Annotated in this window: 13 protein-coding genes; 12 read left to right on the forward strand and 1 reads right to left on the reverse strand. The window is 59.0% G+C overall.

Annotation, left to right across the window (positions count from 1 at the left end; translation table 11 throughout):
• Positions 1-44 precede the first annotated feature (44 nt).
• The 3 genes from glpK to glpD all read left to right on the forward strand — a co-directional run bounded on the left by glpK (position 45) and on the right by glpD (position 4223).
• A complete protein-coding gene (glpK, locus tag ACM6IV_RS27375; RefSeq protein ID WP_122606844.1) occupies positions 45-1547 on the forward strand; it encodes a glycerol kinase GlpK in 1503 nt (500 codons plus the stop codon).
• 95 nt (positions 1548-1642) lie between these two features.
• Positions 1643-2398 carry a DeoR/GlpR family transcriptional regulator gene (locus ACM6IV_RS27380; protein ID WP_007916700.1) on the forward strand — a complete coding sequence of 252 codons (756 nt, stop codon included), beginning with the start codon at positions 1643-1645 and terminating at the stop codon, positions 2396-2398.
• Between the two features lie 289 nt (positions 2399-2687).
• Complete coding sequence (glpD, locus tag ACM6IV_RS27385; protein ID WP_414872465.1) at positions 2688-4223, forward strand: glycerol-3-phosphate dehydrogenase; 1536 nt, start codon at positions 2688-2690, stop codon at positions 4221-4223.
• 308 nt (positions 4224-4531) lie between these two features.
• On the opposite strand, the gene ACM6IV_RS27390 is transcribed toward glpD, so the two are convergent.
• Positions 4532-5419, reverse strand: coding sequence for a LysR family transcriptional regulator (locus tag ACM6IV_RS27390; protein ID WP_414872466.1), 888 nt, complete (start codon positions 5417-5419; stop codon positions 4532-4534).
• Positions 5420-5524: 105 nt separating this feature from the next.
• On the opposite strand from ACM6IV_RS27390, the gene ACM6IV_RS27395 reads away from it, so the two are divergent.
• From ACM6IV_RS27395 to ACM6IV_RS27435, 9 genes are all read left to right on the forward strand, one after another.
• The gene (locus tag ACM6IV_RS27395; RefSeq protein ID WP_414872467.1) at positions 5525-6892 is read left to right on the forward strand and encodes an MFS transporter; all 1368 of its coding nucleotides are present in this window, start codon (positions 5525-5527) and stop codon (positions 6890-6892) included.
• Positions 6873-7289 carry a DUF4440 domain-containing protein gene (locus tag ACM6IV_RS27400; protein WP_414872468.1) on the forward strand — a complete coding sequence of 139 codons (417 nt, stop codon included), beginning with the start codon at positions 6873-6875 and terminating at the stop codon, positions 7287-7289. Before ACM6IV_RS27395 ends, ACM6IV_RS27400 begins: the two co-directional genes overlap by 20 nt.
• Positions 7286-8218: a flavin reductase family protein gene (locus ACM6IV_RS27405; protein WP_414872469.1), complete on the forward strand. Its 933-nt coding sequence runs from the start codon at positions 7286-7288 to the stop codon at positions 8216-8218. The genes ACM6IV_RS27400 and ACM6IV_RS27405 overlap by 4 nt, the downstream gene beginning before the upstream one ends.
• A 14-nt stretch (positions 8219-8232) precedes the next feature.
• A complete protein-coding gene (locus ACM6IV_RS27410; RefSeq protein ID WP_414872470.1) occupies positions 8233-9531 on the forward strand; it encodes a Rieske 2Fe-2S domain-containing protein in 1299 nt (432 codons plus the stop codon).
• The gene (locus tag ACM6IV_RS27415; protein WP_414872471.1) at positions 9512-9997 is read left to right on the forward strand and encodes an aromatic-ring-hydroxylating dioxygenase subunit beta; all 486 of its coding nucleotides are present in this window, start codon (positions 9512-9514) and stop codon (positions 9995-9997) included. Before ACM6IV_RS27410 ends, ACM6IV_RS27415 begins: the two co-directional genes overlap by 20 nt.
• Before the next feature lie 19 nt (positions 9998-10016).
• Entirely contained in the window at positions 10017-11726 is a 1710-nt protein-coding gene (locus tag ACM6IV_RS27420) for an NAD(P)/FAD-dependent oxidoreductase (RefSeq protein ID WP_414872472.1), read from the forward strand.
• A 29-nt stretch (positions 11727-11755) separates the two neighbouring features.
• Positions 11756-13084 carry an amidase family protein gene (locus ACM6IV_RS27425; protein ID WP_414872473.1) on the forward strand — a complete coding sequence of 443 codons (1329 nt, stop codon included), beginning with the start codon at positions 11756-11758 and terminating at the stop codon, positions 13082-13084.
• A gap of 162 nt (positions 13085-13246) precedes the next feature.
• Positions 13247-14506, forward strand: a complete 1260-nt coding sequence (gene mtr, locus ACM6IV_RS27430; RefSeq protein WP_414872474.1) for a tryptophan permease — start codon at positions 13247-13249, stop codon at positions 14504-14506.
• 262 nt (positions 14507-14768) lie between these two features.
• The gene (locus tag ACM6IV_RS27435) at positions 14769-15683 is read left to right on the forward strand and encodes a glutamate/aspartate ABC transporter substrate-binding protein (RefSeq protein WP_414872475.1); all 915 of its coding nucleotides are present in this window, start codon (positions 14769-14771) and stop codon (positions 15681-15683) included.
• The last annotated feature ends 42 nt before the right edge of the window (positions 15684-15725 follow it).

Here is a 15725-nt window from a genome sequence, read left to right on the forward strand (position 1 = left end):
TGCGCCACGGCCCACTCTCCCTTATTTCGTCCAAGGCAATCGACATGACCGACATTCAGAACAAGAACTACATCATTGCCCTCGATCAGGGTACGACCAGCTCCCGCGCGATCATTTTCGACCGCGACGCGAACGTGGTCTGCACCGCACAGCGCGAATTCGCCCAGCATTACCCGCAAGCCGGTTGGGTTGAACACGACCCGATGGAAATCTTCGCCACCCAGAGCGCGGTGATGGTTGAGGCGCTGGCCCAGGCAGGCCTGCATCACGATCAGGTGGCCGCCATCGGTATCACCAACCAACGTGAAACCACCGTGGTCTGGGACAAGACCACCGGCCGCCCGGTGTACAACGCCATTGTCTGGCAGTGCCGCCGCAGCACCGAGATCTGCCAGCAACTCAAGCGCGATGGCCACGAAGACTACATCCGCGACAACACCGGTCTGGTCACCGACCCGTACTTCTCCGGCACCAAACTGAAGTGGATCCTCGACAACGTCGAAGGCAGCCGCGAGCGTGCGCGCAACGGCGAACTGCTGTTCGGCACCGTCGATAGCTGGTTGATCTGGAAATTCACCGGCGGCAAGGTGCACGTCACCGACTACACCAACGCCTCGCGCACCATGCTCTTCAACATTCACTCGCTGGAGTGGGATTCAAAGATGCTGGAGATCCTCGATATCCCCCGCGAAATGCTCCCGGAAGTGAAGGCTTCGTCAGAAATCTACGGCCGCACCAAGAGCGGCATCGCCATCGGCGGTATCGCCGGCGACCAGCAAGCCGCCCTGTTCGGCCAGATGTGCGTCGAGCCAGGCCAGGCGAAAAACACTTACGGCACCGGTTGCTTCCTGCTGATGAACACCGGCGACAAAGCGGTGAAATCCCAACACGGCATGCTCACCACCATCGCTTGCGGTCCGCGTGGCGAAGTCGCTTATGCACTGGAAGGCGCAGTGTTCAACGGCGGTTCGACCGTGCAGTGGCTGCGTGATGAACTGAAAATCATCAACGACGCCCACGACACCGAATACTTCGCCAATAAAGTGAAGGACAGCAATGGCGTGTACCTGGTGCCGGCGTTCACCGGCCTGGGCGCGCCGTACTGGGACCCCTATGCCCGTGGCGCACTGTTCGGCCTGACCCGCGGCGTACGTGTGGATCACATTATTCGCGCCGCACTGGAATCGATCGCCTACCAGACCCGCGACGTCCTAGACGCCATGCAACAGGACTCCGGCGAACGCCTCAAAGCCCTGCGTGTAGATGGCGGCGCGGTGGCGAACAACTTCCTCATGCAGTTCCAGGCCGACATCCTCGGCACGCAGGTTGAACGCCCGCAAATGCGCGAAACCACGGCACTCGGCGCCGCGTATCTGGCCGGTCTGGCGTGCGGCTTCTGGGGCAGCCTGGAAGAACTGCGCGGTAAAGCGGTGATCGAGCGCGAGTTCGAACCGAGCCTGGACGAAGTCGAGAAAGAGAAGCTGTACAAAGGCTGGAAAAAAGCCGTCAGCCGCACCCGTGACTGGGCGCGTGAAGACGCTGAATAAGCCAACCTTCAGATCCAGATAGGCATCTAACTGGTCGGGAGCGGATTCCTGCGGCATCATGGGCAAATTTTGCACGGCAGCCCAAAGGAAGCCCCATGAATCTGCCTCCCCGTCAGCAGCAAATCCTCGAACTGGTCCGCGAACGCGGCTATGTGAGCATCGAGGAAATGGCCACGCTGTTCGTTGTAACCCCGCAAACCATTCGCCGCGACATCAATCAGCTCGCGGAAGCCAATCTGCTGCGTCGCTACCATGGCGGCGCGGCCTATGATTCCAGCGTTGAAAACACTGCTTATGCAATGCGCGCCGACCAGATGCGTGATGAAAAACAACGCATCGGTGAAGCCATCGCCGCACAGATCCCCGACCACGCCTCGCTGTTCATCAACATCGGCACTACCACCGAGTCGATTGCCCGCGCCCTGCTCAATCACAACCACCTGAAGATCATCACCAACAACCTGCATGTGGCGTCGATGCTCAGTGCCAAGGATGATTTCGATGTACTGCTGACCGGCGGCAACGTGCGCCGTGATGGCGGTGTCGTCGGTCAGGCGAGCGTGGATTTCATCAATCAGTTCAAGGTGGATTTCGCCCTGGTCGGGATCAGCGGGATTGATGAAGACGGCAGTTTGCTCGACTTTGATTACCAGGAAGTGCGGGTTTCCCAGGCGATCATTGCCAATGCGCGGCAAGTGATTCTGGCGGCGGACTCCAGCAAGTTCGGACGTAACGCGATGATTCGTCTGGGGCCGATCAGTCTGATCGATTGCCTGGTGACCGATCAGCAGCCCGTGCCGGCGCTGGCGCAACTGTTGAGCCAACACAAGATTCGCCTGGAAGTCGTTTAACCTCCTTCATTGTTTGTAAGGACCTCTTCGCGAGCAAGCCCGCTCCCACATTTGGAATGCGTATCCCGTGTGGGAGCGGGCTTGCTCGCGAAGAAGTCCTTATAAACAGCACACTCCTAGCGCCCTTGCGCGCACTTCATGTTCGAAAATTTTCCTTTCTCTGCCTTTCGATGAGTTTTTTCAATCGAACGTGACTGGCTGTGCGCGTGTTTATGGGCTACCATTTTCGCAAATGAACATTCATGTTCGATTTCCAATATAGAAAATCAAAAGAACCCGAGGCCAGCCGATGTCCACCTCTACCTTGCGTACGCCCCCAATCTCCGAGATCTACGACATCGCCGTTATTGGCGGCGGGATCAATGGCGTGGGGATCGCAGCGGATGCCGCCGGGCGCGGGCTTTCGGTGTTCCTTTGCGAAAAAGACGATCTGGCCAGTCACACCTCGTCGGCCAGCAGCAAACTGATCCACGGTGGCCTGCGCTACCTCGAACATTATGAATTCCGTCTGGTACGTGAAGCCCTGGCCGAGCGCGAAGTGCTGCTGGCCAAGGCGCCGCACATCGTCAAACCGATGCGCTTCGTGCTGCCACACCGTCCGCACCTGCGTCCGGCGTGGATGATTCGCGCGGGCCTGTTCCTCTATGACAACCTTGGCAAGCGCGAAAAGCTGCCGGGTTCGAAAAGCTTGAAGTTCGGTGCCGACAGCGCGCTGAAAAGCGAAATCAAAAAAGGCTTCGAATACTCCGACTGCTGGGTGGATGACGCCCGTCTGGTTGTTCTGAACGCCATGGCCGCCCGCGAAAAAGGCGCCCATGTGCACACCCAGACCCGTTGCGTCAGCGCCCGTCGCACCAAAGGCCTGTGGCACCTGCATCTGGAACGGGCCGACGGCAGCCTGTTTTCGATCACCGCCAAAGCGCTGGTGAACGCCGCCGGCCCATGGGTCGCCAAGTTCATCCGTGACGACTTGAAGATGGAATCGCCGTACGGCATTCGCCTGATTCAGGGCAGCCACATCATCGTGCCGAAGCTGTACGAAGGCGATCATGCGCACATTCTGCAAAACGAAGATCAGCGCATCGTGTTCACCATTCCGTACCTGAACCACTTCACCCTGATCGGCACCACCGACCGTGAATACACTGGCGATCCAGCGAAAGTGGCTATCACCGAAGGCGAAACCGATTACCTGCTGAAAGTGGTCAACGCACATTTCAAGAAGCAGGTCAGCCGTGACGACATCCAGCACAGCTACTCCGGCGTACGCCCACTGTGCAACGACGAATCCGACAACCCGTCGGCCGTCACCCGCGATTACACCCTGGCCTTGTCGGGCGGTACTGAAGAAGCACCGCTGCTGTCGGTGTTCGGCGGCAAGCTGACCACCTACCGCAAACTCGCCGAGTCGGCGATGGCGCAGTTGATGCCGTTCTTCACCCAGATGCGCCCGAGCTGGACCGCCACGGCAACCTTGCCCGGCGGTGAAGACATGACCACCCCGCAGGCGTTGAGCGCGTTGATTCGCGACAAATTCGACTTCGTCCCGACCGAGATTGCTCGTCGCTGGTCCACTACTTACGGCAGCCGCACCTGGCGCATGCTTGAAGGGGTGGAAACCCTTGCCGACATGGGCGAACACCTCGGCGGCGGGCTCTACACCCGTGAAGTCGATTACCTGTGCAGCGAAGAGTGGGCAACCACTGCCCACGACATTCTGTGGCGCCGCAGCAAGCTTGGTTTGTTCACAACGCCGGCAGAGCAGGAAAAACTCGCTGCTTATCTGGGCAAGATTGAACAGAACCGCAAGATCGAAGCGGCCTGATTTTCGGATCGTCGTTTGGATGAAAGCCCCTGAGTTGTGAGATTCAGGGGCTTTTTATTGTGCCAATGAGATCCTGCCCCCCTCACCCCAGCCCTCTCCCCCCAAGGGGCGAGGGGGAAAGGGAGCCGATCGGGGGGCGTTCAAATAATGCGCTAGGGAAAGGGAGCCGATCCGGGGCCGTTCAAATTCTGAGGTCGACTCGATATTTCAGGTCGGCATCACTCGCAAGGACAACACGATCAGTCCCCTCTCCCTACGGGCGGTCCGACGTTTCGGGAGGGCTAGGGTGAGGGGCTTTGGGGCCGGGATCACTGCGCCAGATGCAACAACAGAAAATCGATAAACGCCCGCGACTTGTGCGGCAGGTGCGGGGTGTTGGGAAATACCACATTGATCGACTGCGAAGGCAGCGAATACTCGGGCAGCAAGCGCACCAGACGTCCGCTGGCAATGTCATCTGCCACCACCCAGGCAGGCAGAACCGACACACCCAGCGACGACAACGTCATCGAGCGAATCGCCGTCGAAGAATTCGACTCGAAGTGGCTGGTACCCCCAACCTCGACGCCCTGCCCTTGCCCATGACGCAATGTCCACTGGGTCGGCGCCTGCAAATTGCTGTTGGCGATCCACGGCACGTTGTTCAGATCCTGCGGTTCACCCACCGGATGCCGGGCGAGAAAAGCCTCGGTGGCGACCAGCACGATTTCATAATCGGCCAGTTTGCGACTTTTGAACGCAGAGTCCGCCAGGTTGCCGAGACGAATCACCAGATCCAGCTTTTCCGCCACCAGATCATTCAACGAAGAGTTGAAGTTGTAGCACAGACGAATTTCCGGATAACGCTCTGAGAACAGTGGAATCAACGGCAGAATATACTTTTCACCGTACTCACTGGTGGAACTAATCCGCAACTTTCCGGATACCCGATTATTACCTTTGAGAACATTATCAAAGGCATTGTCAATGTCTGCGACAATACCTTTGAACTCCTCATAAAACTCCTGACCAATTTCAGTCAGCGATATATTACGGGTATTGCGGATCAACAGCGTCGCCGACAACACTTCTTCCAGCGCCTTGACATGCAGGCTGGCCATGGCTTTGCTGATACTCAGATAATTCGCCGCCTTGGTGTAAGAACCAAAATCCACCACCGCAAGAAACGTCTGGACCCGATTAAGATGAGAGTGCATGGCGTTATTGCTCACTGTTAAATCCTGTCAAACATTGTTTTAAGCATAGTCGTATCGACACTTCAAGTCCATCGCCCCTATGCTGCGCGGCAAAGGGGATACAACATGAACTATCGCTATAAGATCGCGCTGATCTTTCTGATCGGCTTTTTTATTGATTGTATAAATATATTCATGTCGGCTGTGGCATTGCCCAGTATATCGGCAACTTTGCAGGTCAGTACTTCATCAGTGGCGTGGGTTGCCAATGCTTATATTCTGGGTCTGACCCTGATTATTCCAGTCAGCACCTGGCTGGCCGGGCGTTTCGGCAGCCGCGAGATACTGACGGCTTCGATGTTGCTGTTCACCGGTTCCGTGTGGATGTGCGGCATGGCCGACAGCTTCCACGAACTGGTGATCTGGCGGTTCGTGCAAGGCGTCGGTGGCGGGCTGCTGATTCCGGTCGGTCAGGCACTGACCTTCAATCTGTTTCAGGGCGAACAGCGAGCGAAAATATCCACACTGGTAATGGCTGTCGCGTTGATCGCCCCGGCCATTTCGCCAACGGTCGGCGGCATCATCGTCGACAGCAGTTCCTGGCGCTGGGTGTTCTACAGCAACATTCCGTTCTCGCTGATCGCCGCCGGGCTGTCGTGGTGGTGGATCAGGGAGAGCAAGCCAACGGAACTGGCGCGTCCGGATATCAAAGGCTTGCTGCTGGTCAGCGCCGCACTCGCCAGCCTGCTGATGGGCATGTCGCTGTACGGTGGCGACTACCCGGCACTGGCCGCGTTGATCTGCGTCGCGGCGGGCCTGCTGTTCATCGCGCTCTACCTGCTGCACTACCGCCGCTGCAGCAACGCGATCATCGAATTGAGCCTGCTCAAAAGCAAAAAACTCAGCACCTCGATCTTCATCTATTACGCGATTCCCGGCGTGTTCACCGGGGTCAACCTGATGAGCATCTTCTTCCTGCAGAACACCCTGCACTTCAGCGCCCGGCTGACCGGGATGTTCATGATCCTCTACGCCATCGGCGCCTTCATCGCCATGAGCGTGTGCGGTCGAGTCTATAACCGCGTCGGCGCGAAACGCCTGTTCACCCTCGGCATGCTGCTGCACAGCGCCGGCATCGCCACGCTGATGCTGGTCAGTGATCCGACGGACCTGTGGGTGATTGTCATCGCTTACAGCCTGATGGGCATTGGTGGCGGCATTGGTGCCAACACTGCGCAAACCACCTCGCTGATGGATTTCGCTGGAGGCGATACACACAAGGCCAGCGTGATCTGGAACATCAACCGGCAGATGTCGTTCAGCCTTGGTGCCGCGTTGTTTCTGATGATTTTCAACGTGCTGCTCAAGCAGTTCGACACCACACAGGCCTACCACGCGACGTTCGCGATTGCGGCACTGGTCGGGCTGTTCCCGCTGTTTCAGATGAGTCAATTGAATCCTCCAAAGGAATGCCATGAACAACAACCTGGTTGAACGAGCGCAACACAGTATTCACCACGTGCATGAACTGATTCATCGCGTCTTCACCGATGCCGACGGTGCCGGCGCAGATGCGATCGCACCGCTGATGGATGTGTTCGCCGAACACTTCAGCATGGTCACCACCTCGGCAGCGGTGGTCGGTCGGGCACAAGTCGAGCAACTGTTCAGCGGCGCCGTCGGTGCCCGCAAAGGCCTGGAAATCCTGATCAGCGACCTGCACACGGTCTGGCACGAAGGTTCGACCGTGGCTCTGCGCTACAAGGAAACCCATCGTCTGAATCACAGCGAAACCGCGCGTATTTCGCTGGCGATCCTTCGCGTTCAGCACCACGACGTCCAGTGGTTGTACCTGCACGAAACACCGATCAGCCAGGAAAAACCTGCATGAAATACACCGTCACTCACTGCCGGATGCTCTCGGCGTCGATCAAGGAAGTCACCGTCAGCGGTCCGGCCTCCCTGGCGGACATGACCCATGCCGGTGCGCACTTCAAATGGCTGATCCCGGGGCTGGATGACTGTCGTCATTACTCGACGGTGCATGTAAACGAGCTTGAGGATGGCCAGTTCACCTTCGCTATCCGCCTCGCACCGGACTCGGTCAGCAGCCAATACATCCGCGCGTTGACTGTGAACGACAGCGTGGAACTGGAAGGCCCGCTGAACACCTTCAACTACCCCCTCGATGCTGACAGCGGGCGTGATATCGCGATTGCTGGCGGCATTGGCATCACGCCGCTGACCGGCATCCTGCGCCACCTGCGCGCCTTGAACCGCCCTGCGCACCTGCATTACTTCACCAAGAGCGTCGACGACGCGGTCTATGCCCGGCATTTGCAAGACCAGTTGCAGGAACGCATGCAACTGCACCTCTCCGGCAGTCGCCCGGCGATCAGTGAAGTGCTGGCCGACCTCAGCGCCGATGACCGGCTCTATGTCTGCGGCCCGACGGCGCTGCTCAGCGCAGTGCTCAGCCACGCCGAAAGCGCCGGCCTCGCCCGTGAGCAGATTCATCTGGAGGTGTTCAACGTGGCCCGTGATGACACCGCGCAAGGCTTTGTCATCGAGGCGGCCGACTCCGGCGTCAGCATCAATGTCGGCCCGCAGCAGTCGTTGCTCGAGGCCCTGGAAGCGGCCGGGCTCGATCCGCTTTACGACTGCCGTCGTGGCGAATGCGGGGTCTGCGCGCTGGACGTACTCGAAGGCGACGTCGATCACCGCGACTTCATCATGAGCGCACAGGAAGCGGCGTGCAGTGCGCGAATCTACCCCTGCGTCTCCCGCGCCAAAAGCCCGCGCCTGAAACTGGCGATCTGAGAGAGGACACCCCGTTGGACAACTATTTCAATGGCAGAGAAGTGCACAAATCTCTGTTCCTTGATCAGGCGCTTTTCGAACAGGAACAGCAGCGCGTGTTCGCCGCGAGCTGGTGTTACCTGGGTCACGACAGCCTGATCCCCGAGACCGGCGACTACTTCACCACCACCCTCGCGCAACAGCCGCTGGCGATGGTTCGGCAGAAGCACGGCGCCATCGTCGTGCTGCACAACCGCTGCCCGCACAAAGGCGTGAAAGTCCTGGCCGAAGCTCGCGGCAATGTCGGCCGTTTCATGCGTTGCCCGTACCACGCCTGGACCTTCAAGACTGATGGCGAACTGCTGAGCATTCCGGTGAAAAAGGAATACGACGACTGCGACCTCAGCAGCTGTTCCGCGCACAAAGGCATGCGCCCGGTGACTGCGGTGCACAATTATCGCGGCTTCGTGTTCGTGCGTCTGAGCGAAGAAGGCATCGGCTTCGAGGATTTTTTCGGTGAGTCGCTGTCGACCCTCGACAACATGGTCATGCGCTCGCCACAAGGCCAGTTGAAAGTGATCGGCCAGCCATTGCTGCACCGCCATCGCTGCAACTGGAAAATGGTCGTCGACAACCAGACCGACACCTGCCACCCGATGATCGCCCACGAATCGTCGGCCGGCGAAGCGATACGCCTGTGGCAGGCAACCGGCGCGCAGGGCAAGCCACCGATGGCGGTCGAACTGTTTTCGCCGTTCATGGCCTCCTACGAGTTTTTCGCCGGCATGGGCATTCGCGTCTGGCCCAACGGCCACGGGCACACAGGGGTGAGTAATTCGATCCACAAGGCGTACACCGACATCCCCGGCTATTGGGAATTGATGGTCGAAAGCTACGGTGAAGAGCAGGCCCGGGCAATCCTCGACGACACCCGTCATAACACCGTGTATTTCCCCAACCTGATGGTCAAGGGACCGATCCAGACCTTGCGCGTGATCAAACCGGTCAGCGCCCGCGAAACCATCGTCGAGTCGTGGATCTTCGAACTGCAGGGCGCCCCCGTGCAGTTGCTGGAAAGAACCGTGCAGTACAACAACCTGATCAACTCGCCATGTTCGATGGTCGCCCACGACGACGTGGAAATGTACGAACGGGCCATGGACGGCCTGGCCAGCGACGCCAACGACTGGGTCAACGTCGCCCGCTTGTTCAGCCCGAATGAATCCTACGCGCAGACCCAGGTGGTGTCCGGCACCAGCGAAATGGCCATGCGTAATTTCTATAACAGTTGGCAGCACTTGATGCGGGACGACCATGCAACACAATCAATCTGATCACCACGCCATCGAGCAACTGATCGAGACCGAACTGCACTTGCTCGATCAGCAGGATTTCGACGCCTGGCAACAGCTGCTCAGCGATGACTACCACTACTGGATTCCCATGACCCGTGAACAGGTCAGCCCGTTGCACGAATCGTCGCTGGTGTATGAAGACCGCTTTCTGACCACGCTGCGGATCAACCGGCTGGCCAATGCGCGCAACTTTTCCCAGCAGCCCAAGAGCCGCAGCCTGCACATTGCCCAGCGCCCGCGCATCACACTCGACGCAGCCTCGTTCAGCGCTTTCGCCAGCTCCAACATGCTCTATTGCGAAGCCCGCGGCGACAACGAATGGCACTACCCGGTGACCGTCGAACATCAACTGATCAACATCGATGGCACGTGGAAAATTCACGGCAAGAAGATCCTGTTGCTCAACCCCGCACGCGCCCTTGAAAGCCTGCAACTCATTATCTGATCGACCGAGAATCCCCCCTGTGAAGCCTATTGCCCATGATTCCCGTCAGGCGTCCGCGTGCCTGTCTTTTCCCTACGTCGATCTTTTGTATGACTATGGCCAGTTTCTACGCAATGCCGACGAAGCCATCGGTTACTTGCCGCCCGAAACCGCCGAAAAACACATCGGCATCGTTGGCGCCGGCCTCAGCGGGCTGGTCGCCGCCTACGAGTTGCTGCGGGCCGGTGCGCGCCGGGTCACCCTGTTCGAGGCAGAGCCGGACCATGTCGGCGGGCGTTTGTTGACCCAGTGTTTTGACCAGGAACAACCGCAATTCATCGCCGAAATGGGCGCCATGCGCTTTCCGCCGAGTGAAGTCGGGCTGTTTCACTACCTCAATCGTTTCGGCATCCAGACCACCGAAGCGTTTCCCGATCCAGGCGTCGTCGACACCGAAATCCACTACCGTGGCGAGGCTCATCACTGGGCGGCGATGCAACCACCACCGGCGCTGTTCAGCACCGTGCACCAAGGCTGGATCGCGTTTCTCAGCGAAGGCGTTACCCTCGATGACGGCACGTGCCTGGCGCCGCCGCTGCTGATCACCGAACTGCTCAAGCAGCACAATTACTGCGAAGTGCAGCCCGAGTGGCAACGTTACCTGGACTGCTTTGGCGACAGCTCGTTCTACTCGGCGATGGTGCGCATCTTCACCGGCAAATACCCGCCGGGCGGCAAGCCGTGGCGCAAACCCGAAGACTTCCATCTGTTCGGCTCGCTGGGCATTGGCTCCGGCGGTTTCCAGTCGGTGTACCGCGCCTCGTTCACCGAAATCCTGCGGCTGGTGGTCAATGCCCTGGAGGTCAATCAGCGATTGGTGCCCAACGGCATTTCCTCGCTGGCCGAGCGAATTGCCGATACCTCGTTCAACGGCATTCATCTGCGCGACATGATCTGCCGCACACGCATCGAATCGATCAACAAAGGCGCGACGGGCGAAATTCTGCTGGCCGGCAGCAACGGCGAAACCTATGCCTGCGACCGCGTGATCACCACCACCACGACCCGCGCCCTGCAAGTGAATCTCAAGCTCACGCAGAACCAGGCGTTCGTCAATCGCGACGTGGCGCGGGCAATCAACGAAACGCACATGGTCGGCTCGTCCAAGCTGTTCATCCTGACCAAAGACAAGTTCTGGCTCAAACATGGCCTGGCGCAAAACATTCAGACCGACACCCTGGTCAAGGGCGTGTATTGCCTCGACTACGCGCCGCACGATCCGGACTCCTGGGGCGTGGTGCTGATCAGTTACACCTGGGAAGACGACTCGCACAAGATGGTCTCGATGACCGACAAGGTGCAACGCTGCCTGCGTCTGGTCGATGAACTGGCGATGAGCGCGCCGGAATTTGCCAGCCACCTGCTCCCGCTGGACGGTGACTACCAGCGCTACGTTCTGGAATACGACTGGCTGACCGACAAACACGCACTCGGTGCTTTCAAACTGAATTTCCCCGGCGACGATATTTACTCCGAGCGCCTGTTCTATCAGTTCCGCACGGCTCTCGATCCGCAACAGGACACCGGATTGTACCTGGCCGGTTGCGGTGCCTCGTTCACTGGCGGCTGGGCCGAAGGCGCGATTCAAACCGCGCTGAATGGCGCGTGTGCGGTGATCTGCAGCCTAGGCGGCGATTTGATTGCCGGTAACCCGCTCGATGACCTGCACTCGCAGTACCGCTACTGCTGATCCCGGCCATTTCAATCCGAGAATTCTCTATGTACAGCCAGCTTTCCATTGAACAGCTCGTCAGCGGATTTCGCAGCGGCCAACACTGCCCGGACACTTGGCAGCACGCCCTGCGTGAGCGTCATGCGCAGATGCGACACCTGAACAGTTTCATCACCTTCGATCCGTCAGAATTCAAGGCAACTGCCGCCGGGCGCAACAACGCGCTGTATGGCCTGCCCGTGTCGTTCAAGGACAACATCAACGTCAGCGGCCTGCCGACCACCGCCGGTACGCCCGGGCTGACCGATTATGTGCCACAGACCGATGCCGGCATCGTCGGACGCTTCCGGCAATTGGGCGCGCAGATTGTCGGCAAGAACAACATGCACGAATTGTCGTTCGGCGTGACCTCGGCCAACCATGCCCATGGCGCGGTGCTCAACCCCGTCAATGAACGCCACAGTGCCGGTGGCAGCAGTGGCGGTTGTGCTGCCGCCGTCGCGGCCGGGCTGGTGGCCTGTGCGGTCGGCACCGATACCGGGGGCTCGGTACGGATACCGGCGGCGTTCTGCGGCATCGTCGGATTTCGCCCGACCACCGACGTTTATCCGCGTGACGGCATCGTCCCGGTGTCGCAAACCAAAGACACCCCGGGCCTGCTGACCCGCACCGTGGAGGATTGTCAGTTCGTTCACGCGCAACTCACCGGACGTCTGCATCAGGCCGACACCCGGCCGTTGCGCATCGGTATTCCCGAGGGTTTTCTCTGGGCCGACCTCGCCGCCAATGTGCAGCGTGATTGCCGCGCGGCCATCGCTACCCTGGCAGAGCGCGGTGTGATCCTCGTGCCGGTCGACGATGCCGTGATTGGCGAGATCAACGAGAGCATTCAGTTTCCGCTGCCGATCTATGAATTCTTCATCGATTTTCCGCGGTTCCTGATGAAAGCAGGACGCGGTGAGCAGTTCCTCGACATCCTCGCGCAGATCCGCGATCCGGCGATCAAGAAAATCCTCACCGCCCAACTGGAAAGCCCGGCGATTTCCTACACCGACTACGTGCAGGCATTGATGAGCAAACTGCGTCTGGAGAAGGAATACCGCGCGTTGTTCAGCAACCATCAACTGGACCTGATCGCCTACCCGACTGTGACCTGCAGCGCACCATTGCTCAGTGCTTGTTCGGATGAAAGCAACTTCGAAACCTTCGTGCGCAATACCGACCCGGCGAGCAATCTGGCGGCGCCGAGCATCAGCGTTCCGGTAGCGCCGAAAGGGGCGTTACCGGTGGGCCTGTCGTTCGATGCGCTGCCGGGGCAGGACGACTTTTTGCTGGCGAACGTGCGGCATCTGACGCACCTGTTGGGTATCCGCTGAATCGCCATCCGACACAAAACCCTGTGGGAGCGGGCTTGCCCGCGAAGAGGCCATCAGCTGCGACATCACTGTTGACTGAACCACCGCGATCGCGGGCAAGCCCGCTCCCACAGGAACCGTGTCAACCACAGCCATATAACAATTCAAATTGCGGGCCTTGCCATGCGCGTCACCTCAATATCCTCCGTACCCGCTGTCGAACGCTCGCCGTCGATTCTCGGCGGCGCCATGATCATCGGCGGCACCATCGTCGGTGCCGGTATGTTCTCGCTGCCGGTGATCATGTCCGGGCTGTGGTTCTACGGCTCGGTCGCTGTGCTGCTGTTTGCCTGGTTCTGCACCTTGCACTCGGGCCTGATGATTCTCGAAGCCAATCTCAACTACCGTGAAGGCGCGAGTTTTTCCACCATTACCCGGGATCTGCTCGGGCGTGGCTGGAGCCGGTTGAATGGTTTGAGCATTGTCTTTGTCCTCTACACCCTGACGTACGCCTACATCTCCGCCAGCGGTTCGGTGCTTCATCACACGGCGCAATCACTCGGGCTGGCGCTGTCGTCGCGTGCCGGTGGCGTGTGTTTCACGCTGGTGGTGGCGTTTGTCGTCTGGCTCAGCACCACGGCGGTGAGCCGCATGACCACGCTGGTGTTCGGGGCGAAAATTCTTGCGTTCTTTCTGACCTTCGGCGGGTTGCTGGGCCATGTGCAAAGCCCCACGCTGCTCAATCTGAACGGCGGCGACAGCCATTACTGGCCCTATCTGCTGGTGACCCTGCCCTTCTGTCTGACCTCATTCGGTTTTCACGGCAACGTGCCGAGCCTGATGAAGCACTACGGCAAGGACCCACAGCGCATTCGCGCGTGCCTGATCGGCGGTACCCTGATCGCGCTGGCGCTGTATCTGGTGTGGATGCTGTGCAGCATGGGCAACATTCCCCGCGACGCATTCAAGGACATCGCCCAGCGCGGTGGCAATATCGATGTGCTGATCAGCGCCCTGGGCTCACGGCTCAATAGCGCCAACGTTGATCTGCTGCTGACGTTTTTTTCCAACTTCGCCGTGGCCTGTTCATTTCTTGGGGTGACCCTGGGTTTGTTCGATTACCTGGCCGATGTGCTGGGCTTCGACGACAGCCCCGCCGGGCGCCTGCAAACCGCCGCCGTCACCTTCGCGCCGCCGATGCTCTGCGGCTTTCTCTGGCCGGAAGGCTTTCTGCATGCCATCGGTTTTGCCGGTTTGGCGGCGACGTTATGGGCGGTGATCACCCCGGCATTCCTGGCCCGGGCCTCGCGCAAGCGCTTTGGCAGTCCACGCTATCGGGTGTGGGGTGGTACGCCGATGATCGTACTGGTGCTGTTTTTCGGGGCGATCTGCGCGGTGTCTCATTTGCTGTTTGTGTTTGATTGCCTGCCGGTGTGGCGCTGAGGCTTCTCGTTCGGTTTTCCGAACGCGACTTTGCGGTCGATTCGGTTAACCGGATCAGTCAAGCCGAAAACCACTGCCACAAAACTTTAATAACGTTATAAATCATCGAGTTAACCATCAGCAGCTGGCCTGGCACGAGTCATGCTCTACACTCTCTCGACGAATGCCTGTTGCGCCAACACTTCAGGAGCCGTCAGGCATTCGAAGCACAAAAGGGCCGACAAACTGGCTCCATAAGAAAAACAATGTCGAGGAAAATTTGATGCGCATCGTTCCCCATATCCTGGGCGCAGCCATTGCTGCCGCTCTGATCAGCACGCCAGTTTTCGCCGCCGAACTCACCGGCACCCTGAAGAAGATCAAAGAGTCCGGTGTGATCACCCTGGGCCACCGCGACGCCTCCATCCCGTTCTCCTACATCGCGGATGCTTCCGGCAAGCCGGTCGGCTACTCCCACGACATCCAGCTGGCTATCGTCGAAGCGATCAAGAAAGACCTCGACCTGCCAAACCTGCAAGTCAAATACAACCTGGTGACCTCGCAAACCCGTATCCCGCTGGTGCAGAACGGCACCGTGGACGTCGAGTGCGGTTCCACCACCAATAACGTCGAGCGCCAGCAGCAGGTTGACTTCTCCGTCGGCATCTTCGAAATCGGTACGCGTCTGCTGTCCAAGGCTGACTCCAAGTACAAGGATTTCGACGATCTGAAAGGCAAGAACGTCGTTACCACCGCGGGCACCACCTCCGAGCGCATCCTCAAGGCAATGAACGCCGACAAGCAGATGGGCATGAACGTCATCTCCGCCAAAGACCATGGCGAATCCTTCCAGATGCTGGAATCGGGTCGTGCCGTGGCGTTCATGATGGATGACGCACTGCTGGCTGGCGAAGCCGCCAAGGCCAAAAAAGCCACCGACTGGGCCGTGACCGGCACCCCACAATCGTATGAAATCTACGGCTGCATGATGCGCAAAGGCGACGCGCCTTTCAAAAAGGCTGTCGATGACGCCATCGTCGCGACCTACAAGTCGGGCGAGATCAACAAGATCTACGAGAAGTGGTTCATGCAACCGATTCCGCCAAAAGGCCTGAACCTGAACTTCCCGATGAGCGACGAGCTCAAGGCCCTGATCGCCAATCCGACCGACAAAGCGGCTGACGACAAGAAATCCTGATTTCTGACTAACCTTATCCCCTGAGGAGGCGCCTGCCTTTTC

Origin of the sequence: Pseudomonas sp. IT-347P (assembly GCF_949768005.1) — a bacterium.
Taxonomy (GTDB): Bacteria; Pseudomonadota; Gammaproteobacteria; order Pseudomonadales; family Pseudomonadaceae; genus Aquipseudomonas.

What these genes read in the sequence shown, in the direction of transcription:
- glpK (WP_122606844.1), top strand. Translation starts at nt 45, where the DNA reads ATGACCGACATTCAGAACAAGAACTACATCATTGCCCTCGATCAGGGT.
- ACM6IV_RS27380 (WP_007916700.1), top strand. Translation starts at nt 1,643, where the DNA reads ATGAATCTGCCTCCCCGTCAGCAGCAAATCCTCGAACTGGTCCGCGAA.
- glpD (WP_414872465.1), top strand. Translation starts at nt 2,688, where the DNA reads ATGTCCACCTCTACCTTGCGTACGCCCCCAATCTCCGAGATCTACGAC.
- ACM6IV_RS27390 (WP_414872466.1), bottom strand. Translation starts at nt 5,419, where the DNA reads ATGCACTCTCATCTTAATCGGGTCCAGACGTTTCTTGCGGTGGTGGAT.
- ACM6IV_RS27395 (WP_414872467.1), top strand. Translation starts at nt 5,525, where the DNA reads ATGAACTATCGCTATAAGATCGCGCTGATCTTTCTGATCGGCTTTTTT.
- ACM6IV_RS27400 (WP_414872468.1), top strand. Translation starts at nt 6,873, where the DNA reads ATGAACAACAACCTGGTTGAACGAGCGCAACACAGTATTCACCACGTG.
- ACM6IV_RS27405 (WP_414872469.1), top strand. Translation starts at nt 7,286, where the DNA reads ATGAAATACACCGTCACTCACTGCCGGATGCTCTCGGCGTCGATCAAG.
- ACM6IV_RS27415 (WP_414872471.1), top strand. Translation starts at nt 9,512, where the DNA reads ATGCAACACAATCAATCTGATCACCACGCCATCGAGCAACTGATCGAG.
- ACM6IV_RS27425 (WP_414872473.1), top strand. Translation starts at nt 11,756, where the DNA reads ATGTACAGCCAGCTTTCCATTGAACAGCTCGTCAGCGGATTTCGCAGC.
- mtr (WP_414872474.1), top strand. Translation starts at nt 13,247, where the DNA reads ATGCGCGTCACCTCAATATCCTCCGTACCCGCTGTCGAACGCTCGCCG.
- ACM6IV_RS27435 (WP_414872475.1), top strand. Translation starts at nt 14,769, where the DNA reads ATGCGCATCGTTCCCCATATCCTGGGCGCAGCCATTGCTGCCGCTCTG.